Source organism: Synechococcus sp. 'PEA 65AY6A-5F PE A' (assembly GCF_047462575.1).
In the GTDB taxonomy this organism is placed as follows: Bacteria; Cyanobacteriota; Cyanobacteriia; order Thermostichales; family Thermostichaceae; genus Thermostichus.
Genome location: NZ_JAOALE010000003.1, coordinates 41235 through 62373, shown reverse-complemented (window position 1 = coordinate 62373; position 21139 = coordinate 41235). Strand labels below are relative to the sequence as shown.

The window sequence follows — 21139 nt, the reverse complement described above, 5'->3', positions numbered from 1 at the left end:
CTATTCTGAGTTGCAAGGACGACGCTCGCTCGGCTTGCTGAGGTCGTGGACGGGGTAGCTGCCGAAAAGCTTCAGGGTTTCTGCGATCGCTTCCAGGGCAGCGATTACCTCTGCATCCAGATAGGGTTGGCCGACCGGATTCTCCAGATCGACAAAAAAGACATAGGTCCCCGCCGATTTCTTGGTGGGGCGCGACTCAATGCGCGACATATTGAGGCCCCGCTCTGCAAAGACTTGCAGCGGCTTTAGCAGCGCCCCTGGCACATTGTGGGGCAGGCTGAAGGCCAAGGAAGTATGGGATCCCCCTGGCGAGGAACGGCGACGGCCCACCACCCAAAAGCGGGTGCAGTTATCCGGGTGGTCGTTGATGGGACAGGCCAAAACCGGCAGTTGGTAGAGCTCAGCGGCCCGCTCTGAAGCAATGACGGCAGCGTTGGGCTGCGCTCGCAGCCGCTCCAATTCTTCGGTGGTGGAGCGGGTTGGAATCAAGGTCGCCCGGGGCAGATGGGATCCCAGCCAAGCCTGACATTGGGCCAAGGCTTGCGGATGGGAATAGACCTGCTCGATCTGCTCCAGCCGGGAGGCGCAGCCGATGAGGGCATGGCGGATGGGCAGGATCAGCGCCTGGCGAATGCTCAGCCCCTCCAGTTGCCAGAGGGCATCCAAGGTCATCGAGACCCCGCCCTCAACGGAGTTCTCCACCGGCACCACCGCCCATTCTTGCTCGCCCGCAGCCACGGCTGCCAAGCAGGCGCTAATGGTGGGGTAGGGCACCAGAGGATGGGACCCCTGGCTATGGAGATGGGGCTGCTCGGGACAGGCGAGCAGAGCGGCCAACTCCGTGTAGGTTCCAACAGGGCCGAGGAAGGCTACCGGCGCAGAGGAGACGATTAAAGCCATTCTTTAGTTTTGTTTGCGAGTGTCGCTAGGAGCCAGCTCTAACTCTACTGCCTCGACGTTGCGCTGCAGCGGGCAATCAGGCTCTGGGCAACGGGGATTTGCCGCCACTATCTCCATAGCCTTCCCCACCTCCCGCCGAATCAGGCTCTGCAACTCTTGATCTGCTTGGATGGCTTCCAGGGTGTATATGGAGCCTTCAAAACTGGTGGTGTAGCGGGGCTGGAGGTTGTTGAGGGCCAAGGCGGCGGCATCGTGACAGAATCTCTCACAGGAGCAGTAGCGCTGCTGGCTTTCCAGGAGCAGCAGCTCGTTCACCATCTCCAGAACAGCCCGCTCCATCTGATTTTCCAACCTCTTCAGAGGTTTGCGTGCCTCCATGGCTGCCTCCCGATGTCACTGATCCCGCCGCCAGTCCTCATTTTCCCAAAAACAGGACGGTTCTCGGCTTACTTCTGAGGCTGCTATATCCTTCACTACTTGACAAGTCAGGAAAAGCTACCCTACGTAAACTACCCGACTCCGACCGCCCCCCAACCCCCTGTATACGGGGGGCAGGGGGGCGGGGGGATATAGGGGGCTCCTGCGGTTTCTAGCTCAACAGGAAGAGAAGTGACCGCAAACCCCCAGGCGCCGACGCGGCCAGCTACAATTTCACCCCAACTCCTCTGCTGGCGGGAGTCAGTTCTCACTTGCTAGCCCCTCTACCAGAATTGAGGGGGGAGGTAGGGATCCGAACCCACGCTTAAAACCTCGCCTGCATTTGCTGCTACCATAAACCGCCCAACAAAAACGTGCCATAGCGTCAACGTCAGCTAGCTTCCCCGAGCACGTTGACCAGCACTCTCGGCAGGCGGGCAGAAAGTCCGCACAGCAGTTCATAGGAAATGGTGCCCAACTGATCCGCCCAATCCTGGATTGAGAAACCCGCACTCGCCAGATGGGGGCCCAGCAGCTCCACCACATCACCCACCTGAATATCCGGCCTCTCGGTGACATCCCACATGCACTGATCCATCGTGATCGTGCCCACCTGCTGGATCAGGCTGCCGCGCACCCACCCCCGCAGCCAGCCGGAAAGCCGCCGTGGGATCCCGTCGGCATAGCCGATGGCCAGTGTGGCAATGCGACTGGGGCGAGAAGTGACGTAGCGATGGCCATAGCTGACGCCGGTGTGGGCGGGTACGGTTTGGATGTGGGTCAACCGCGCTTTGAGGCGCAGGATCGGCCGCAACCCCGGCACCTGCAGGTGCGGGGCAGGAGACAAGCCGTAGAGGGCCAGCCCCAACCGCACGCGGGGATAGTGGAGATGGGTTAGGGCGCCGGCGGAGTTATCCAGATGCAGGGGGGGCAGGGGATCCCCGGCCTGGCGGATCTGCTCCACCACCTGGGCGAAGCGGGCCTCTTGCTGGGCCATCACCGGAGAATCGGGCTCATCTGCCGTTGCGAAGTGGGAAAACAGGCTACAGCCTTCCAGCTCGGGGATCCGGCAGATCTGCCCCCACACGGCGGCGGCCTCTTGCCAGGGAATCCCCAGGCGGGTCATGCCCGTATCGACGTTGACGTGGACAGGAACAGGCCGCCCGGCCCAACGGGCCACCTGGCGCATCACGGGGATCTGCTCGGCCCGGGTGAGGCTGACCTCCAGCCGCGCAGCCATGGCCTGCTGCAGCTCGGCCCAGGTATTCAAAGCCCCCAACACCAAAATCGGGGCCTGGAGGCCGGCCTGCCGCAGCTCGATCCCTTCTGCCAGGGTGGCCACACACAACCCCTTGGCACCGGCAGCGAGGGCTATGGGAGCCACCAAGCGAGCTCCATGGCCGTAGGCATTGGCCTTGACCACTGCCCAGATCTCAGTGTCTGGCGACAGGCGCGCCTGCAACAGACGCAGATTTTCTCGCAATTGGGCTGCGTCAATTTCCACCCATGCCCGGCTGGTCAGCAGCTCCAGCTCTGGGTTGAAATCCGGCCAGAACCCCGTCTCGCCGACGGGATCCGCTCCCTGGGATCCCTGGCTCTGGGTCCACGAGGCGGACGCCGTGGCCAGGGGGCTATGCCCTGCCGTCGCCAGCGCAGAAGCGTCGTCCGGCGTGTGATCCACAGCTTCACCCCTCACACCAAGCCTATGATCACTGTCAGGTTTAGCGCAAAGTCCACCCGGGCGCCATCCACAGCAGCGGCACTTCCGGGATCCCGGCCACCTCGTGGCTCCCCAACAGTCGAGCGGGCCAGAGATTTTGCCCTTGCGGAGGCAGTCCTTGGCTCAATAGTCGCTGCAGGGCGCGTTGGAAGGGATCTCTCGCCGTTGCTGGCGACAAAGAGGGATCCCCGGTCATGCGCCGCAGATCTTCCACGGCTTCGGCATATCCTCCCAGGGCATCTACCAGGCCCAACTCCACAGCCTGCGCCCCGGTGAAGATGCGCCCATCGGCCAACTGGCGCACCCGCGCCTCATCCAAGCTTTGCCGTCGGGCGATCATCTCCGCATCCAGCACCTTTTCTGCCCCTTTGTCCGGCAAGCGCTGGCGTCCGCGGGCCACATCGCGAACGAACTGGTCGAGGGTATCCTCCACCAACTCTTGCAGCAGACGTTGCTCTTGGGGGGTGGCAGCCCGGAAAGGGGAAAGAATGTCTTTGTACTCGCCGGTTTTGAAGGTCTGCGGCTCTATGCCGTAGTTGTCGAGCAGTTTGCCAAAGTTGAGGCCGCTGATGATCACCCCTATGCTGCCGGTCAGGGTGCCCGGGTTGGCGTAGATCTTGTCGGCAGCACTGGCTACATAGTAGCCGCCGCTGGCGGCAACGTCTTCCATGACGGCAATCACCGGCTTGCCGGCTTCCCGCAGAGCCGTGACGGCGCGGTAGAGCTCCTGGCTGGATCCCACAGCCCCGCCCGGGCTGTTGATGCGCAGCAATACAGCCTTGACGGCGCGATCCTCGACAGCTTCCCGCAACTGATCTAAGGGAGAGGTGGGCAAACCTACCAAAGTCGAGCCCCGTGGCCCTCCTATCGTTCCCTCGATGGTAACCACCTCAATGCGATTCGCCCCTCGAGGGGCCTCTAGCCCGACGCCACCCCGAACCGACTCTGCGGCAGGTCGTGTGCCGCCAATAACAGCCGCAATCAGGCAGACCACCAGCAAGGAAGCGGCCAAAAGGCGGTTAAGCTGAGATCCCTGTGTCACAAGCCCCCCAATGTCGCTGACTCCGTTCTATCACCCGGCAAGCTCCTGCAACAGAGGGCAGGAGCCAGGTGGATCCAATCTCCACTTTTGCAAGTGGACGCTCCAACCCAACTCTTGACAAGGATCTCCCGTCTATTTAGGATAGATTCCCGTACTTTTCACCGCCAAAGCAGCTTCTACAGGCTAAAATTGTAGTCTGGAGCGGGCATAAATCAATTGCCCAGGCTCTTGCCGGAAGGCTGCATCTTGGGGCTTTAGCTCAGTTGGTAGAGCACTTCAATGGCATTGAAGGGGTCAGCGGTTCGAGTCCGCTAAGCTCCATTGGCCTGATAGCATCCGAGGCCCAGCAAATGGTCACTCCTTCCCTCCGACCGGAGGAGACGGCTTCGGCCATGGGATCCCCGCCTTGCGGGAGGTATCTGAGCCGCCGTGAGGCAACCCGGCCATGGTCGCCCCCCTTTCCCCGTATACGGGGGGAAGGGGGTACGGAGCGGGGCTCCTGCGGCTTCTAGCTGACGCTGCCTCAATCCCTTGCAGATCTGCGCCGATCCCTGGGCGAAGGGCCCCTGCCATTGGACAAAGATGCTCTAAAACGCCGCCGAATTATAGGGTGCAACTAAATAAAAAATGGTGCAAACTATTGGTGGTGGCAGGCTGGAGGGATCCCGGGCAGCGATAGTGTGTACTGCGGGTGAAGCAAGGGGGGCAATCGTAGCAAGCTCTCAAGGCAACCCCAGGCCGCAGCTGACCTCTGGGGGGAAGGGAGACGTCTTCTGGCGAAAAAACGGCCAAACAGAGCTTCCGCTGCCAGCTCAACTCCCTGATGAGGAGCCCCCAAGACAAGAAGGGCGGCCAACAGGCCTCGGAATCGGAAAGAAACCTTACAAGATCCCTCCCCTGGCTTGAACCCACCGGAAAACTTCTCTATACTGCAGGGAACTTTATCCTGTACCTCCCCTTCTTCATCTTCGCTTTAACCTATGCGTGCTCCCTCCTCAGGCGACTCGGATCCCACCTTTCCCGAAGCTCAAGCCGGCCAGTCGGCCAAGGACTCCGTCCCGCTTACGCGAACGGAATCGGATCCCAATCCAGAGCGGCATTCGGCCCTGAGGCAGCGGCAGCAGTTGGAGGCTCGGCTACTCGAAGCCGAAGCGGAGCTGCAGGAGCGGCGTGCCCTTCAGGAAAAGCTACAAGCTGAAGTAGAGGCGCTGCACAGTCAACTGGCCGAGAGGGAACTGCAGTCTCGCAAGCAGCAACAGCAGATAGAGCTCTTGCAATTGAAAGCCCAAACGCCTGCAGACGCTGCTTGGGAAGCCGAATGCCGAGCCCTGCGCCAGAAGGTGGCCGAGCAAGAAAAGGCGCTGCAGGAGCGGGAACATGCCCTGCGCCAGTTGCAACAGACTTTGGCAGAGCAAAAAGTTCAGCTCTCGGAGCAAGAAGCTCAGCTGGCGGCGCGGCAACGCCTCAACGAGCGGCAGCGCCAAGATATCGAAGCCCTACAGGAGCAGATCGAGCAGCTACGGCTGGCCCATGCTCAGGAGCGCCGTCAGTGGGAACACCGTCAGCAGGAGCTACAGGCTTCTCTGGTGGAAGCTCAAGACCTGGCGGAAAAACGGGTGGAGATGTTGCAGCGTTTCAAGGCAGAGCTTTCGTTGGCCCGCACCCAAATTGCAGAAACTCAGGCGGAGCTGAACAGCCTGCGGGCTCTGTACAACGACCAACGGGCAGCCTGGCAAGAACAGCGGGAACATCTCGAGGCGCGTCTGGCGGGCTATGCCGAGACAGAGGCGGAAGCGGAGCAGCGCTGGCAGGAACAACGGCAGGAATTGGAAGCGGCGCTGGCCGATGCCCAGGCGCAACTGGCCGCTTTGCAAGCTCAGCAAGAGCAATGGCGTCAGGACTCCCGGGAGCAGCAACAGCAGTGGCAAGCCCAGGTCGAAGCGCTGCAAGCTGCCCTCGCCCAAGCGCAGGCGGAAATTGCCCATTGGCAGCAGGAGCACCGCCGTCTGGAGGAACGGTACGCCCAGGCCCAGCAGCGCCTCGGCGATCTGGAGCAGCGGCTCCAAGCAGCTCTGGCCCAGCTTGCCGACCAACCCACCTGGCAATCGCAATTGCGCTCTGCCCAGATCGCCGTCACCCATCTGCAGGAGCAAACAGAGGCCTTGGAGGGGCAGGTGAGGGCCCTGCAGGCGGAACGCGCCGCCCTCGCCGAAGAAAACCGCTCCCTGAGAGAGAAGTACGAGCAGCAGCAGATGCACCTGCTCAGCCTGAAGACGGCTTTGGAGCGCAAGGGAATAGACATCCCGCCTCGCGCTGGTGCAGCGGCTCCCAATGCTGCCGACACGCCAACACGGTCTGAGTCTCTCGCTTCGCTCCAGGCCGCCAAGCCCAAGTCTGCCCTATGGACTCCGTCCCGCTTACGCGAACAGTCCCGGCCTTTGCTGGCTCGCCCTGATAAGCGGGCAGTGGATCTGCCGCGGTTCTTGCCCCGACCGTGAGGGATCCGGTGGCGCAGCCTGCTCCTCCCCGCTGGCTGGAGGTGTGGGTGGATCATCCCCACTTGGGGGGCTGCTTCACCTACCGCGTGCCAGAGGGATGGGAGCCAGAAGCGGGCGATCTCCTCAGCGTTCCCTTTGGCCAACAGGTGGCGGGGGCGGTGGCTCTGGGCTGGCGCTCGGAGTTGCCGACAGGAGTAGATCCCCAGTCGGTGCGAGAGATTGAAGCGGTGGTGGCCAAAGGGATCCTGCCCAAGGATTTCTGGCCTCTGCTGCAGCGGGTAGCCAACTACTACCTCACCCCCCTAGCCCAGGTGGTGCGCACCGTTTTGCCGCCGGGCTTGCTGAGCCGCTCCCAGCGGCGGATCCGCCTGGTTGGATCCCCGCCAGGGGAATGTTCGCCGGCTGCCCAGGCTTTGCTGCGGCTGCTGCGGGAGAAGGGAGGGGAGCTGTCTTGGCGTTACCTCCAGCAGCAGGTGCCTGGCGCCGAGGTCGCTCTGCGGGAGCTGCAGCGGCGGGGTTGGGTGGAAAGCTTCTGGCAGGAGCAGCAGGGGGGCAGGGTGAAAACCCAACAGGCAGCCACCTTGGTGGAGGACTCGCTGGAGGGGCTGAGCTTGCCCCAGCAGAAAGCGCTGCAGATCCTCAAGCAAAAGGGGGGGGAGCTGCTGCTGGTCGAGTGGGAGCGCCTGGCGGGGGTGAGCCGGTCAGTGCTGCAGAGCCTAGCCCGCAAAGGCCGGGTGCACCTCTACGAGCGACCCTTGCTGCGGCTGGGAGAGGCCGAGCGGCCTGTGGAGAAAGATTTGCCCAAGCCTCTGACGCCAGCCCAGGCCGAGGCAGTGGCGGCCATCCAGCAAGCCCTGGGGCGAAACCAACGCTTTCTGCTGCATGGGGTCACCGGCTCCGGCAAGACAGAGGTGTACCTGCAAGTCATTGCCCAGGTGCTGCAGCAGGGGCGGTCAGCCTTGGTGCTGGTGCCGGAGATCGGCCTTACCCCGCAACTGACGGATCGCTTTCGGGCGCGGCTGGGATCCCGCGTGTGGACCTACCACAGCGGCCTCTCAGCCGGCGAGCGCTACGACCTCTGGCGGCAGATGTTGGTTGCTGTCCCCCAGGTGGTGATCGGCACCCGCTCGGCGGTGTTTGCCCCCTTGGCCAACCTGGGCCTCATCGTTCTGGACGAGGAGCACGACGACAGCTTCAAGCAGGATCAGCCCCAGCCCTGCTACCACGCCCGTCAGGTGGCGGAGTGGCGGGCTGAGCTAGCCAACTGTCCCCTAGTTCTGGGCAGCGCCACACCGGCAGTGGAAACCTATGCGGTCCACCTGCAGGATCCGCAGCGCTGGGTTCGTCTCCCTTTGCCGCAGCGCATCCCCCAGGCGGGGATCCCGGCCACCCTGCCCCGGCTGGAGCTGGTGGACATGCGCCAGGAGCTGCAGGCGGGCAACCGCAGCATTCTCAGCCGCCGCCTGCATCAAGCTTTGCACGAGACTTTGAAGAGGGGGGAACAGGCCATCCTCTTTGTCCCCCGGCGGGGGCACAGTACCTTTGTCTTGTGCCGCAGTTGCGGCTTTGTCCTCACCTGCGCCCACTGCGACGTCTCCCTTACCTTTCACCTGGAGGGCGGGCAGGAGCTGCGCTGCCACTACTGCGGCGCCCGCCAACCCCACCCCCAGCACTGTCCTGCCTGCGGCTCGCCCTACCTCAAGCACTTCGGCACCGGCACCCAGAAGGTGGTGGAGGTGCTGCAGCAGCACTGGCCGCAGGTGGCGATTTTGCGCTACGACAGCGACGCCACCCGCCGTAAGGGATCCCACCGGGATTTGCTGGAGCAGTTTCGCAGCGGCAAGGCCCAGGTGCTGGTGGGCACCCAGATGCTCACCAAAGGGCTGGACATCCCCCAGGTGACGCTGGTGGGGGTGGTAGCCGCCGACGGGCTGCTGCACCAGCCTGACTACCGCGCTGGCGAGCGCACCTTTCAACTGCTGACCCAGGTGGCGGGCCGGGCAGGCCGCGGATCCTTGCCAGGCCAGGCCATTATCCAGACCTATTTGCCAGAGCACCCCATCTTGCAAGCGGTGCTGGCCCACAACTACGAGGGCTTTGTCCAGGCCGAGCTGCGCCAACGCCAAGAGGGGGGCTACCCTCCCTACCGGGCGTTGATTTTAATTCGCCTGAGCAGCAGCCGCCTGGAGGCGTTAGAGCGCTACTGCAGCCGCCTAGCTGAGGGCCTGCAAGGGATCCCGGCGGAGGTGTTGGGGCCAGGACCGGCCCGAGTGGAGCGGGTTGCCGGCCGCTACCGCTGGCAGATCCTCCTCAAACAGCTTCCCGATCAGCCCTGGGATCGCGCCCAGATCGATACCCACCTGCGCCGCGCCCTTGGACATATTCCCCAGGGGATTCGCGTCAGCCTCGATGTGGATCCGCTGCGGATCCTCTAGGGGCGGCAGTTTTGCCGCAGCTTGGCGTTGGATGGCCCCAACCTGTTTTATAGTCGTTTAAGCTTCGTTTAAGCTCAGGGATCCCCCACGGGCTCAAAGGCCGGCGCTAGGCGGGATCCCGTCAAGCTGCCAGCGTCAATCCTGGGAGGAGAAGGATTTGTGGCCTATCGTGTAACGTTGATCCCCGGCGATGGCATTGGCCCGGAAGTAACCAGGGCAATGACCACAGTCCTGGAGGCCACCGGGGTGGACTTGGAGTGGATCCGAGTAGAAGCAGGGGTAGAGGTGATTGAGAAATACGGCACGCCTTTGCCACCGCAGGTGTTGGAGTCCATCCGGGAAACCAGAGTGGCCATCAAAGGGCCCATCGGCACCCCTGTAGGCACGGGCTTTCGCTCAGTCAATGTAGCCATCCGCAAAGAGCTGGATCTCTACGCCAACCTGCGCCCGGCCAAGTCCCTCCCCGGCATCAAAAGCCCCTTTCAAGACATTGACCTGGTGGTGGTGCGGGAAAACACCGAGGATCTCTACGCCGGGATCGAGTTCGAGCGAGGCACCCCCGAAGCAGCCCACGCTCGCGAAGAGATGATGCGTCTTTCTGGCAAGTTCATCCGCGAGGGATCTGCCATTGGCATCAAACCCATTTCGGAGTTTGGCAGCCGTCGCATTGTCAAGTTTGCCTTCGAATACGCCCGCCAGAATGGCCGCAAAAAGGTAACGGCCGTTCACAAAGCCAACATCATGAAGTTTACCGACGGCCTGTTTTTGCAGGTGGCACGGGAGGTGGCCCAGGAGTACCCCGACATCGAGTTTGAAGATCTCATTGTCGACAACATGTGCCTGCAACTGATGCAAAAGCCCCAGCTCTACGATGTGCTGGTGCTCACCAATCTTTATGGGGATATTATCTCCGACCTGTGCGCCGGGATGATCGGCGGGCTGGGGGTGGCGCCAGGGGCCAACATCGGCGATGGCATTGCGGTTTTTGAGGCTATCCACGGCTCAGCGCCCAAGTATGCCGGCCAAAATAAGGTCAACCCCTCTGCCCTCATCCTCTCCGGGGCCATGATGTTGCGCTACCTGGGCGAGCGGGAAGCCGCCGCGAGGGTAGAAGCGGCAGTGCAGTCGGTCATTGCCGAAGGCAAATACGTCACCTATGACCTGGCGCAAGGGGAGCCTGTGGGCACCCAGGAGATGGCCGAGGCCATCGCCGCCCGCGTCCAGGAGATGGCTCCTCCCCAGGATCCTATTCCCATCGAGTCCTAGATCCCTGCTTCCCTCGGGAGAGGGTGAGGGCTCAGTAACCTAGAACCGGATCCACCACCCCCAGCAAGGGTTCTCCCAGCCGAAAGCGGCTCACATTTTCCCGCACCCGCTCGGAGAGGGCAGGGACAATCATGGCGTCGGTGATGGCCGTGTGGGGGGTAATTAGGCAATTGGGCAAGCGCCAGAGGGGATGTCCATCGGGCAGCGGTTCTGGATCCGTAACATCCAGGGCGGCACCCCGGATGATCCCCTCCTGCAAGGCGGCCACCAGGTCAGGGGTGACGATATGTTTGCCGCGCGCCACATTGACCAACCAACAGCCGGATCCCATCTGCTCCAGCTCTGGCCAGGCGATGATCCCCTCTGTCTCGGGGGTGAGGGCCAAGGCCAGGATCACCACATCCGCTCCTGCCAGCACTGCCTGCCGCTCCGCCAACGTCACCACCCGGCTGGCTCCCGGCAAGGGATCCGCCCTGCGCCGCACCACCTCAACGGAACACTGGAAGGGCTGCAACAAGCGGATCAGGGCCTGGGCAATGCCCCCCGCCCCGAAGATGACCACGCGGCTGCCCCAGAGGCTGGTGCCGGATCCCGGCTGCCAAGTCTGGGCCAGAGCGCGGTGCTTGAGATCCCGCAGGCCGGCCAAGGTGAGGGCCAGGGCATGCTCGGCCACCGCTTGGGCATAGACCCCCTTGCCGCAGGTCCACACATAGGCGGGATCCAGGATCCCTGCCTGGGCAAAAGGCTCCACGCCCGCCCAGGGCAACTGCACCCAGCGGATCCCCTTTCCTTCGGCAAGACACTGCTTGAGCTTGGGCACGTCAAAGGCATCGGCCCACACCAGAGCCTCCGCTTCCGCCAGCGGCACCAGTTCGCCACCCCCCGCCAGGACTGCCTCTTTTAACCAGGGTCGGAGGTGGCCGGGTTCGACGGCTATGCGTCTGCCTTGGATGCCCATCAGAGCTCTCGAAGATGACTTCCCCTTTGCCAGGATATCGCTGGCAGAAGGGGGTGGGAAAAGCCTCAGAACTGTTAAGGGATCCCAAAGGGAGGATGGGAAGGGATGCCGGAATCGCTAGGTTAGGAGCTGTAGCCTCTGCCTCTTCTTCTCGTCTTCAGCCCATGACCCTTTCTGAGTTTTTGACCTTGGTGCTGCTGCTTTTTCCGGGCATTCTGCTGTCTTTGATTTTGATGGCCACTTTTGCCGCCGGCGGATAGGAGCATGACTCTAGTCAATGATATGCTGGACTATACTGAAAATAATGTACAATATGTTCAGTATGGCTGCTTGGTATGGCTAGGTATGTAAAACCGAGAGAAGCGGCGGATTATTTTGGGGTGTGTCTCCACACCTTGAGGCGATGGGAACAGAAGGGCTGGATCCATGCAGTACGTACACCATCCGGTAGGGCGAGAAGGTATGACCTCGACAGCTACATTGGCCTCCGGCCCGCTGACGCGAACAGAGCACCCAAGAAGGACAAACGAGTCGTTTTGTACGCCCGAGTCAGCAGTCGAGGGCAGAAACCAGACTTGGAGAGACAGATTGCAAGACTGGTTAACCTCTATCCTGGAGCCGAAGTGGTCGGAGAGGTTGGCGGCGGTCTCAACTTCAAAAGACCAAAGTTCCTTGCCTTATTGGAACGAGTTCGTGCAGGAGATGTCGGAACAATTGTGGTCGCTCACCGGGATCGACTCTGCCGGTTTGGATTTGAGTTCGTTGAGTGGTACTGCCGTCAATACGGGTGCGAAATCTTGGTTCTCGATGACGATCACCTTTCTCCCCAACAGGAACTGGTTGAGGATATCCTCACCATCCTGCACTGCTTCAGTAGTCGGCTCTACGGACTCAGAAAATACCGGGCTGCAATCGAGAAAGATACGGATTTATCCGGAGCCAGCGCTGGCTAAAGTTTGGAAGCGGTGGCAAGCGGCGTGCCGGTACTGCTACAACCAAGCGATTGCCTATCAGCGTCAGCATGGTGCCCCAAAAACGGCCAGAAAGCTGCGGGACATCATCCTGCGCTCCGACCTGCCCGGGTGGGTGAAGGACGCCCCCTGCCACATCAAGCAGAACGCGGTCGTCGAGGCGTGGTTGGCGTTCCGCCGAAGCAAAGACGCGAGGTTTCGCAGTGTGCGGGACAGGTCGCATACGCTGCAATTCAACGCCGGCAACTTTCGCAATGGGACGTGGTATCCGAAACTCACCCGAGGTTTGGCGTTCCGTGCATCCGAGGAGATGCCCAGAGAATGGGCACGTGGAACTGAGCTAATGCGGGTGAAAGACAGATGGTATGCCATCTTTCCTGAGCCCGTGAACGAGCAGTGTTCGTTAGCAAAGGGGGTGATCGCACTTGATCCTGGAGTAAGAAGCTTCCTTACAGGGTTTGATGGGGCGGGCTTTGTAGATATCGCCAAGGGAGACTTTGGCAGGATCGTTCGGCTGTGCTACCACCTAGACGATCTGCAATCTAGGCTGAGTAAAGCACCGAGACCCAAGCGTAGGCGAATGCGGCAAGCGGCGTTTCGTCTGCGGGAGAGAATCAGGAACTTGGTGGACGAGTGCCATCGCAAGGTAGCGGCGTTCCTAACGGATACCTACCGATTGATATTCCTCCCCACTTTCGAGTCAGCCAAGATGGTTGCCAAGGCAGGGAGGAAGTTTGGTAGCAAGACAGCAAGGGCGATGCTCACCTGGGCGCACTACCGGTTCAAGCAGCTCCTGAAGTTTCAAGCCAAGAAGAAAAACGTGGTTGTCGTGGAAGTATCGGAAGCGTACACCAGCAAAACCTGTACCAAGTGCGGGCACATCCACACCAAGTTGGGTGGCGCAAAGGTGTTTAGATGCCCAAAGTGCAACCATAGGCTACCACGAGATTGGCAAGGCGCTCTGGGTGTTATGCTCAGAGCTTTGCGGGATACCGCCTTTCTGTTCGGCCTCCGGCCCGCTGACGCGAATGGACTCCGTCCCGCTAACGCGGTCGCGTCAGCATCGCGTAGTGACAACGGAAACGGACAGAATGCTATCGCTTCACCGCTGAGCAGTAATGCTCAGCAGTGTTCAGCGTAAATGTATCAGCTGCCAAGCTTGCTCAAAGCCAAAAACTTGCCCTCTTCCTGCCAGATGCAGTTTCCCAACTTGGCGCCTTGGGTGGTGCCGGCAAGGTGGGTCTCTTGGTCCAAAGCTGTGGCCTGGGCGGGGGCAGCTCTCCTCTTGCTCAGCAACCTACCTGTCCCTGCCCAGACGCTCCTCAACGGGCAGCCTGTGCGGGTAGTAGAGGGGATCCCTTTGTACCAAAGGATGGTTTGGCTGGAGGATCGACGGATCCTGGTTTCCGTCGTGGCAGTTTCCCTAGCCGCCGGCCAGTTGCGCCCCATTTGGGCCGACCCTGCCAGTCTAGTGGGCCTGGGGGAGCTGCCCGCTTTTAGCCGCGAACGGGGAGCGGTGGCTGCTATCAACGGCGGCTTCTTTAACCGCAATACCCGCCAGCCGCTGGGGGCCATTCGCCTGGAAGGCCGCTGGATCTCCAGCCCCATCTTGGGCCGAGGGGCGATTGCCTGGTTTGACGCCGCCAATTCTCCCCCTGGCTTGGAGCCGGTGCGCTTTGCCCGCCTGCGGATGCAAATAGAGCTGCGCAACGACTTGGGGGATCGGATCCCCTTGGTCGGCATCAACAGCGGCTACATCCTGCCCGGGATCGCCCAGTACACCCCTGATTGGGGATCCACCTACACCACCCAGACGGACGACGAAGTTCTCCTCATTGTGCAAGAAGACCGGCTGCAGCAGATCCTGTCGGCAGGCGTGGCCGGCAAAGTGACGGTGCCGATCCCTCCCAAAGGCTACATACTGGCAGCACGAGGGCTAGAGGGCGCTCTAGAAGCCGGCAAGCTGATCCCAGGAGATCGCCTCCGGCTGGACTGGACGGTGGATCCGCTGGAGCTGGAAGCCTACCCCCACATTCTGGGGGCAGGGCCGCTCTTGCTCTTGGACGGCCAGGTGGTCCTGGATGCCGAATTGGAGGGGTTTCAGCCTCTCTTCCGCCGGCAACAGGCTGCCCGCAGCGCCATCTGTCTGCGGCAGGGGCAACCGGACAACAGGGATCTGCTCCTGGTGGCCGCCGGCAATGCCCAGGAAAACCAAGGGCTCACCCTGTTGGAGATGGCGCAGTTGTTGCGGCAGTTGGGCTGTCGCCACGCTTTGAACCTAGATGGAAGCCGCTCTTCCACACTGGTGCTGGGGGAAGAAGCCGTCAATCTGGAGCCAGAGATCGGACTAGCCGACGGCGAGACTGATCCCAATACAACGAGATCTCGGCGGCGCCTACCCCGGGTTCACAATGGCTTGGGTTTTTTCTCCAACCTAAGTCGCTAGCGGCAAACCAAGACAACTCTTCCGGCAGCAGGATACGGTTCTTTTGATGTACGGCTCGAGCGTCGGATCCCCATCTGCTTTCTGGCTACTTTTTAATCAGCTTGACACTCCCTCTGCCTGAAGGCGCAGTCCACAAACGAACTCGTAGAGGCGTTGTCAAGCCACCCCTAGACAGCCCCTTGAGGCAGAGCCCCAAGGTTCTACTTACTTTTCTGAGACTAAAGGAGGCTTCTCAGAGAAGAAAGAGCCTTGCCCCCCTTGCGCCATAGGATCCCGGCAACATCGGTACCCAAGGATCTGGAGCGCGGAGTGACCGGCTTCAAATGGGATCCAACCCCAGCTTTTTCCGGCAACCCTGACGGGAGCCGCTACGGATCCGTTCCTTGTCTGCAGCGATCCTGCTTGCCTACAGAACCCTCATAAAGTTGGCAAAAACCCAATAGAAATTCCCATTCATTTGATCAGGAAACAGCGACGCAATCTATATAGAAATACTGAAGTTTAATTCAACAGAAAAACCATCAAACAACCAACTGTACGAAAAATTGGTCTTGCAATAAGTTTTACATTATTTTCCAATTAACCGCCGATCCTGATAGACCTTATCAAAAGACCATCTTTATGACGGCAGTAAACAATCTGCGTTTATCGACCTAAGAAAGTAGACCTTCTGGCTCTGTGGTCGCAACCTTTCTCAAATGAACTACTTTGGAATGCACACAAGTTCTTCGACTTCCAATCAAGCGGATTAGTCTATAGTCTATGCCGAGCAAGGCTCCTGGGACGCCTCAAGTCTCTTTTCTATTGAGTTGAGCAAGCCGTCGTCATTGGCCTTCTCATGTATTGAGAGTTAATCTTATCTAGAAAAAGTGATCTTTTGCTTGCATCTTTTTGGGGCACATTTTCGTGATTAAGCAAGATGGCTAGACGCTTAAGCTTTTACACCTCGGCGGAAGTTTTATTAAGATCTCATCCAAAAGCTTTTCTTCTCGCCCATCGCCTCCGCCTGGCAAAAAGCTAGGATGGGCAAGGATTATACTTTCTAACACCGTATTCGGGGCGATTTGTGTGTCGACGGGAAACAGAACTGACTCGTTGACGAATAGGCACAGGTGGTGTTTCATGGAATCCGTAGTCAATGTTTTCCACCACTTGTAAGCCTTGCGTCCCATCAGTTGCCGTTTGCCTTGGCAGGCGGTAGTTGCTTGTGGCTCTCCTTCGCGTCTCCGCAACGGTGACGGATAGGGCTTTTGTTCCTCGGCAAAGCCGCCCAGACCAAGGGCCTTGTCCCCTAGCCCCCTCACGAGATAAAACCGTGGTTCGCACTGCCTCACCCAATCCTATGCCCTCCCCCAAGGATGCCGTTCCTGTTGCCCGCATCAAACAGCCTGCAGCCCAGGCCAACCCTGCTGCCGGCGACCGCTTTTTCCAGCGGGACGGAGCCTTTTCTGCCCAGCTGATCCCCCAGGGATCCCTGCAGCTCTACACCCATCCCAGCCGGGGCATGTTCACTCCTGTGATGGCTCAGGCACTGCGCTTGGCCGGCCAGGGGACGCGGGTGTTGATCGTGCAATTTCTCAAGGGCGGGATCAACCAGGGGCCGGAAAATCGTCTTTTGCTGGGCAGCTCGCTGGAGTGGGCCCGCTGTCGTCTGCACCGCTGCATCGATACGCCTCACCTGGAGCCGGAGGAGCGGGTGGCTCTGGACGAGCTGTGGCAATTTACTCAGGAGGCGGTCAGGAGTGGCCGTTATGGCTTGGTGGTGCTAGACGAGTTGGGCCTGGCCATCAAGCTGGGCCTGATCCCGGAGGCGCAGGTGCTGGATTTGATCGATCAGCGCCCAGTCTGGATGGACATGGTGATCACCGGGCCGGAGATGCCGGATTCTCTCCTGGAGCGCGCCGATCTGATCACCCAGCTACGTCCACGGCGGGATCCAGTCCTCGTTCCTCCTTCCCCAGAGGGCGGCCCCCCGCCGAGAATGGATCCCTAGCGGGTCAGCAGCTCGTAGCCTTGCCAGCAGCGACTGCGCTCTCTTCTCCAAACTCTCTGGCCTGTCGGGCAGCCTGTTGCAGCCATGTTAAAAAACGACCGCTGGATCTACGAGCAAGCGCAACGGGGGATGATCGAGCCGTTTTGTCCTGAGCTGGTGCGCCGCGTGGAGTGGAACGGCCAGATGCGGCCCGTCTTGAGCTACGGGCTCTCGTCCTACGGCTACGACATTCGCCTGTCACCGGTGGAGTTCAAGATCTTCCGCCACGTGCCCGGCACGGTGGTGGATCCCAAGCGGTTTAACCCCAAAAACCTGGAACCTGTGGAGCTGCACCACGACGAGATGGGGGACTACTTCATCATCCCCGCCCACTCCTACGGCCTGGGCGTCTCCCTAGAACGGCTGCAAGTCCCGGATAACATCACCGTCATCTGCATTGGCAAGTCCTCCTACGCGCGGGTAGGGCTGATCGCCAACCTCACCCCAGCCGAGGCGGGGTGGCGGGGCTATCTCACCTTGGAGTTCTCCAACGCTTCCAGCGCCGACTGCCGCGTGTATGCCAATGAAGGGGTGGTGCAGCTCCTCTTCTTGGAAGGGGATCCCTGCCAGACCACCTACGCCGACCGCCAGGGCAAGTACCAGGATCAACCCCAGCGGGTGGTGGTGGCCAAGGTCTAGGTGGCACACCCTCCCCCCAATCCCTCCCGGACAAAGCCTCTGGCAACCGGCATCCGTCGGCTATGCTGGAGGCGTGCTGCTGTGTTTGTCCATGAGCCATTCTTTCCTACTGGCTGCTTCTGCTGGCCAAGCCGAACCCGGCCAGCTTCTTCCAGGGAGCGTTGGAGAGCTCAACCCGGATCTCCTAACGGCTAGCTACGACTACTCCCTGCCCCCTGAGCGGATCGCGCAAGCCCCTGTGGAGCCACGGGATCAGGCGCGAATGCTGGTGGTGTACCCAGATAGGCACGAGCACCGCCGCTTCTGCGACCTCCCCGACTACCTGCAGGCCGGGGATCTGCTGGTTCTCAACGACACCAAGGTAATCCCAGCCCGGCTATGGGGGGCTAAGGTTTTGCCGGGAAAGGACGCTTCCGGGGCACGGGTGGAGGTTTTGCTGCTGGAGCCCATCCCGGCCAACACCTCCAAGCAGGAGCAAATCTGGCGGGTCTTGGTTAGGCCAGGCAAACGGGTCAAGGTGGGGGATCAAATCCGGTTTTGGGATCGCCAGGGATCCCCGGCTGAACTGGGGGCCACAGTGCTGGCCGTGGACGCGGAGACGGGTGGCCGGGTGGTGCAGTTGACCTGGGAAGGGGCGGATACCTTTGAGCAGATCCTGGGGCGGGTGGGGCGGATCCCGCTCCCTCCCTATCTGAAAGCTGCCCACGCCCTTGATCCGACAAGCGCGGGAGTCCGACCTGAAGACTATCAAACGGTCTGGGCCAGACACCCGGGCTCGGTGGCCGCCCCCACCGCCGGGCTGCATTTTACCCCCCAGCTCTTGGAGCGGCTGGCCCAAAAGGGGATCCAAACTGCCTACATCACCCTCAACATCGGCCTGGGCACCTTCCGCCCGGTGGAGGCGGAGCGAGTAACCGACCACCGCTTGCACAGCGAGTGGCTCAAGGTGCCAGCGGAAACGGTGGCCACTATTCGCGAAACCCAGGCCCAGGGAAGGCGGGTGATTGCCGTGGGGACAACGGTGGTGCGGGCACTGGAAACGGCAGCCCTCTGCGGCACCCTGCAACCCTGGCAGGGAAAAAGCGACCTCTTTATCTACCCCGGCTACTCCTGGCGGGTGGTGCAGGGGTTGATCACCAACTTTCATCTGCCCCGCTCCAGCCTGATGATGCTGGTGGCAGCCTTGATCGGGCGAGAGCGTTTGCTGGATCTCTACCAAGAGGCCATCCGGGAGGGTTATCGGTTCTACTCCTTTGGGGACGGCATGCTGATCCTGCCCTAGGGAGAACCCTGCCCTTTGGCTAAGGGTTTGCCAGGAGGGTCGGCAGGACGGTCTTGGCCAGTGGCAAACCAAGTTTGGAGGCGCTCCCATTCCACTTGGGGGTAACCATCCACCGCCCAGTTGGCCCGCCGCTGCAACATGTGCAGCGGGAAGAAGGTGGCTAGGGCCAAGACCGGGATCCCTTGCGAGCGAGCTGCTTGAATGCCGGCGTAGGTGGCTTCAAAACTCAAGCACTCCTGAGGGGAAAGCCCCATCCGCTCTAAAAGCAGACGGTGCAACTGCCCCGGTGATAGGGCGGGATCCCCTGCCTCGCCGGTTACGCGGTAGCGAAAGTCATGAGTCAGCCGCGCCAGAGCTGGACAGGGGAAGCGCTCCAAAAAAGCCTCCACCTCAGCAGCGGCGTGGCCGCTCACTAGGCCCACCTTGAGCTGCAGCCGCTCCAGCTTCTCTAGGGCCTCTGCCAAACCGGGGACAAGAAGGGATCCCTTCTGCTCCTGCAGAGCCTGTTGATAGTAAAGGGCCTTGCGGCGCAACAACTCTTCTCGTTGCTTGGGGCTGAGCACCCGTCCCTGGGCTTGCCAAAGCGCCGGCAGGCGCTCCCAATCCGGTCGGCCCAGATAGTGCAGCCGGTAGAGCTCCTTTTGCTCCCGGGATCCCAGATCCCAGGGACGCAGGTTCTCCTCCAGCAGCACTTGGTTGATGGCGTGGAGGTGCAGCCCCTCGTCGTCGGCCACCACACCGCTCCAGCTTAGGATCACCCCTTGCAGCGCCATTGGACAGCCTTACCCCCCACTCCTTGCTCTAGGCAGCACGGGCAGGGGGGGCCATGAAGCTGGGGGGGATGGGTTCGGGGACATGCCTTTGCAGGATCGCGTCGATGGCCTGCATTGCCTCCGCCTCCAGCGACCAGCCCCACACGCCGGCTAGGTCCTCCAACTGCTGGCGCTTGCGCGCTCCCCACAGGATTGCACTTACTCCCGGCTGATCCAAGAGCCAGCGCACCGCCAACTGGGGCAGGGTTTTGCCGTAGCGCTCTCGCGCCAGCCGGCTCAGCTCTTCCGCTGCTTGCAAGTAGTGGGAGTAGCGAGGCTCCGCAAACTTGGGATCGATGCCGCCGCGCAGATCTCCAGGCGGAAACTGGGTTTGCGGCGTCAGCCGTCCCCCCAACAGCCCTCGACAGAGGGGGCTGTAGATCAGCGTGGCAATACCGTTGGCACGACAGTAGGGCAGGACATCCGCCTCGATCTGGCGCTCAAACAGGTTATAGGGCGGCTGGACGGTATGCAGGGGAGCCACCTGACGGAAACGCTCCATCTGCGGAGGAGAAAAGTTGCTCACCCCAATGGCGCGGATCTTGCCCTGCTGCAGCAAGCGGCCGAAAAAGGCAGCCGTCTCCTCCAGGGGCTCCAAGGGATCCGGCCAATGCACCTGGTAGATGTCGATCACGTCGGTTTGCAGGCGGCGAAGGGAGTTTTCCAGATCCTGAGCTAGCCAACTTAGGCTGCAGTTGCGCACCACCTTGCCGTTTATCCACTGCAGGCCGGCCTTGGTGGCGATCGCCACTCGATCCCGGCAGCCGGCATCCCGGATGGCCCGTCCCAAAAGCTCTTCCGAAAGGCCGCGGCCGTAGGCCGGAGCCGTGTCAAAGAGGGTAATCCCTAGGTCAATGGCCTTGCGGAGGGTGGCATAGGCCTCCTGGGGATCCGCCGGCCCCCACCAATCCCCGGTCATGCTCCAGGTGCCCAACCCCACGCGGCTCAGCCGGAGCCCCGTCTTGGCAAGTGTAACAAACTCCATGGCAACTTCTGCAAAGGATCCCGTTTCAGGATGCTAACAGGCGCCAGGGGAGGACAAAGCCGGTTGCGCAGACAACCCACGTGCCTAGCTGCTGGTGGAAAAAGAGTCCGGGCTTTTGCCTCTACTTTCCTAACTAGAGGCTCAGTAGAGTGGGGATTGAAAAATTCACATCGGCATGGCTCTATGAAGTCCATTTTCCGTCTCTGCCTGGGCGGCGTTGTAATCTGGGGATTCCTGCCTTCTGCCCAGGCGCAGGTGGTCACCCCCCTTTTTCCAGAAACTGCCAGAACCCCGATTCCAGTCGAGCCGCTGCCCCCTAGCCAGGATATTCCCACTCTGCCGATTGTGCCAGATCCGCGGCCTGTGCCGCCCACACCCCCCCGGCCAAGGCCGCTGCCGACGGGGACTTTTGAGGAAATCAGCCGCTACTTCCGCGATCTCAACCGGGCCAAGAACTTGGCCCGCCAAGCGGCTGAAATTGCCAACGGGGGCTTGCAGCGCTACCGCGCCGAAGCTGCCATGCACGGGGCGGCCATCGACGCGCCCTTTGAAGAGTTGGAAGATGCCTGGATCTTCACCTTCCGCGGCGGCGAGCCCGGCTTCGTCCAGCCCAGCATCGAAACCCAGGTGCGGGTGGATCGGCGCACCTTCCAGACCACCATCCTCTACAACGGCCCCATCCGCTCTCGGCCCTAAAGAAGCCCTGGGATCCCTGGCATAATCAGAAGAGGGCAAG

17 protein-coding genes and 1 tRNA gene are annotated in these 21139 nt (G+C 61.2%); 11 read left to right on the top strand and 7 right to left on the bottom strand.

The window, feature by feature from the left end; all coding sequences use genetic code 11:
- The 4 genes from pheA to sppA form a co-directional block, all read right to left on the bottom strand.
- Window positions 1–900 carry a prephenate dehydratase gene (gene pheA / locus GG26_RS01850; protein ID WP_011430306.1) on the bottom strand — a complete coding sequence of 300 codons (900 nt, stop codon included), beginning with the start codon at window positions 898–900 and terminating at the stop codon, window positions 1–3.
- A gap of 3 nt (window positions 901–903) precedes the next feature.
- Window positions 904–1278, bottom strand: a complete 375-nt coding sequence (locus GG26_RS01845) for a late competence development ComFB family protein (RefSeq protein ID WP_041438331.1) — start codon at window positions 1276–1278, stop codon at window positions 904–906.
- A 430-nt stretch (window positions 1279–1708) separates the two neighbouring features.
- The gene (gene alr / locus GG26_RS01840) at window positions 1709–3013 is read right to left on the bottom strand and encodes an alanine racemase (protein WP_240527663.1); all 1305 of its coding nucleotides are present in this window, start codon (window positions 3011–3013) and stop codon (window positions 1709–1711) included.
- Between the two features lie 25 nt (window positions 3014–3038).
- Window positions 3039–4079: a signal peptide peptidase SppA gene (gene sppA, locus GG26_RS01835; protein ID WP_011430309.1), complete on the bottom strand. Its 1041-nt coding sequence runs from the start codon at window positions 4077–4079 to the stop codon at window positions 3039–3041.
- A 248-nt stretch (window positions 4080–4327) separates the two neighbouring features.
- Here sppA and GG26_RS01830 point away from each other — a divergent pair.
- The 4 genes from GG26_RS01830 to GG26_RS01815 all read left to right on the top strand — a co-directional run bounded on the left by GG26_RS01830 (window position 4328) and on the right by GG26_RS01815 (window position 10278).
- Window positions 4328–4400, top strand: a tRNA-Ala gene (locus GG26_RS01830).
- A gap of 659 nt (window positions 4401–5059) precedes the next feature.
- On the top strand, window positions 5060–6577 hold the full coding sequence (locus GG26_RS01825; protein ID WP_011430310.1) for a hypothetical protein: 1518 nt from the start codon (window positions 5060–5062) through the stop codon (window positions 6575–6577).
- A gap of 41 nt (window positions 6578–6618) precedes the next feature.
- Complete coding sequence (gene priA / locus GG26_RS01820) at window positions 6619–9012, top strand: primosomal protein N' (RefSeq protein ID WP_011430311.1); 2394 nt, start codon at window positions 6619–6621, stop codon at window positions 9010–9012.
- 159 nt (window positions 9013–9171) lie between these two features.
- Window positions 9172–10278, top strand: coding sequence for an isocitrate/isopropylmalate dehydrogenase family protein (locus GG26_RS01815; RefSeq protein WP_099812112.1), 1107 nt, complete (start codon window positions 9172–9174; stop codon window positions 10276–10278).
- Window positions 10279–10309: 31 nt separating this feature from the next.
- Here the strand turns inward: GG26_RS01815 and GG26_RS01810 are convergent, their stop codons facing one another.
- Window positions 10310–11236, bottom strand: a complete 927-nt coding sequence (locus GG26_RS01810) for a D-isomer specific 2-hydroxyacid dehydrogenase family protein (protein WP_414388618.1) — start codon at window positions 11234–11236, stop codon at window positions 10310–10312.
- A 335-nt stretch (window positions 11237–11571) separates the two neighbouring features.
- On the opposite strand from GG26_RS01810, the gene GG26_RS01805 reads away from it, so the two are divergent.
- From GG26_RS01805 to queA, 6 genes are all read left to right on the top strand, one after another.
- Window positions 11572–12189 carry an IS607-like element ISSoc2 family transposase gene (locus tag GG26_RS01805; protein ID WP_414388616.1) on the top strand — a complete coding sequence of 206 codons (618 nt, stop codon included), beginning with the start codon at window positions 11572–11574 and terminating at the stop codon, window positions 12187–12189.
- Window positions 12077–13348 (top strand): RNA-guided endonuclease InsQ/TnpB family protein, encoded by a 1272-nt coding sequence (locus tag GG26_RS01800; protein ID WP_414388701.1) that lies wholly within the window; start codon window positions 12077–12079, stop codon window positions 13346–13348. Before GG26_RS01805 ends, GG26_RS01800 begins: the two co-directional genes overlap by 113 nt.
- Complete coding sequence (locus GG26_RS01795) at window positions 13349–14653, top strand: phosphodiester glycosidase family protein (RefSeq protein ID WP_414388614.1); 1305 nt, start codon at window positions 13349–13351, stop codon at window positions 14651–14653. It begins immediately after the preceding gene.
- Between the two features lie 1342 nt (window positions 14654–15995).
- Window positions 15996–16646, top strand: coding sequence for a cob(I)yrinic acid a,c-diamide adenosyltransferase (locus GG26_RS01790; RefSeq protein WP_099812110.1), 651 nt, complete (start codon window positions 15996–15998; stop codon window positions 16644–16646).
- Between the two features lie 84 nt (window positions 16647–16730).
- Window positions 16731–17324: a dCTP deaminase gene (gene dcd, locus GG26_RS01785; RefSeq protein ID WP_011430319.1), complete on the top strand. Its 594-nt coding sequence runs from the start codon at window positions 16731–16733 to the stop codon at window positions 17322–17324.
- Window positions 17325–17415: 91 nt separating this feature from the next.
- Window positions 17416–18606, top strand: coding sequence for a tRNA preQ1(34) S-adenosylmethionine ribosyltransferase-isomerase QueA (queA, locus tag GG26_RS01780; protein WP_099835927.1), 1191 nt, complete (start codon window positions 17416–17418; stop codon window positions 18604–18606).
- Here the strand turns inward: queA and GG26_RS01775 are convergent.
- On the bottom strand, window positions 18603–19379 hold the full coding sequence (locus tag GG26_RS01775; protein WP_011430321.1) for an HAD family hydrolase: 777 nt from the start codon (window positions 19377–19379) through the stop codon (window positions 18603–18605). The two genes, queA and GG26_RS01775, sit on opposite strands and share 4 nt — an antisense overlap.
- A 28-nt stretch (window positions 19380–19407) precedes the next feature.
- On the bottom strand, window positions 19408–20403 hold the full coding sequence (locus GG26_RS01770) for an aldo/keto reductase (protein WP_099834886.1): 996 nt from the start codon (window positions 20401–20403) through the stop codon (window positions 19408–19410).
- A gap of 183 nt (window positions 20404–20586) precedes the next feature.
- On the opposite strand from GG26_RS01770, the gene GG26_RS01765 reads away from it, so the two are divergent.
- The gene (locus GG26_RS01765) at window positions 20587–21099 is read left to right on the top strand and encodes a hypothetical protein (RefSeq protein ID WP_414388611.1); all 513 of its coding nucleotides are present in this window, start codon (window positions 20587–20589) and stop codon (window positions 21097–21099) included.
- Window positions 21100–21139: the final 40 nt, after the last annotated feature.

Bases quoted from the DNA above. Each gene is read 5' to 3' on its own strand.
- GG26_RS01795 (WP_414388614.1), top strand. From the start codon at position 13,349: ATGTATCAGCTGCCAAGCTTGCTCAAAGCCAAAAACTTGCCCTCTTCC.
- GG26_RS01790 (WP_099812110.1), top strand. From the start codon at position 15,996: ATGCCCTCCCCCAAGGATGCCGTTCCTGTTGCCCGCATCAAACAGCCT.
- GG26_RS01770 (WP_099834886.1), bottom strand. From the start codon at position 20,403: ATGGAGTTTGTTACACTTGCCAAGACGGGGCTCCGGCTGAGCCGCGTG.
- GG26_RS01825 (WP_011430310.1), top strand. From the start codon at position 5,060: ATGCGTGCTCCCTCCTCAGGCGACTCGGATCCCACCTTTCCCGAAGCT.
- GG26_RS01775 (WP_011430321.1), bottom strand. From the start codon at position 19,379: ATGGCGCTGCAAGGGGTGATCCTAAGCTGGAGCGGTGTGGTGGCCGAC.
- dcd (WP_011430319.1), top strand. From the start codon at position 16,731: ATGTTAAAAAACGACCGCTGGATCTACGAGCAAGCGCAACGGGGGATG.
- pheA (WP_011430306.1), bottom strand. From the start codon at position 900: ATGGCTTTAATCGTCTCCTCTGCGCCGGTAGCCTTCCTCGGCCCTGTT.
- GG26_RS01845 (WP_041438331.1), bottom strand. From the start codon at position 1,278: ATGGAGGCACGCAAACCTCTGAAGAGGTTGGAAAATCAGATGGAGCGG.
- GG26_RS01810 (WP_414388618.1), bottom strand. From the start codon at position 11,236: ATGGGCATCCAAGGCAGACGCATAGCCGTCGAACCCGGCCACCTCCGA.
- queA (WP_099835927.1), top strand. From the start codon at position 17,416: ATGAGCCATTCTTTCCTACTGGCTGCTTCTGCTGGCCAAGCCGAACCC.
- GG26_RS01805 (WP_414388616.1), top strand. From the start codon at position 11,572: ATGGCTAGGTATGTAAAACCGAGAGAAGCGGCGGATTATTTTGGGGTG.
- GG26_RS01765 (WP_414388611.1), top strand. From the start codon at position 20,587: ATGAAGTCCATTTTCCGTCTCTGCCTGGGCGGCGTTGTAATCTGGGGA.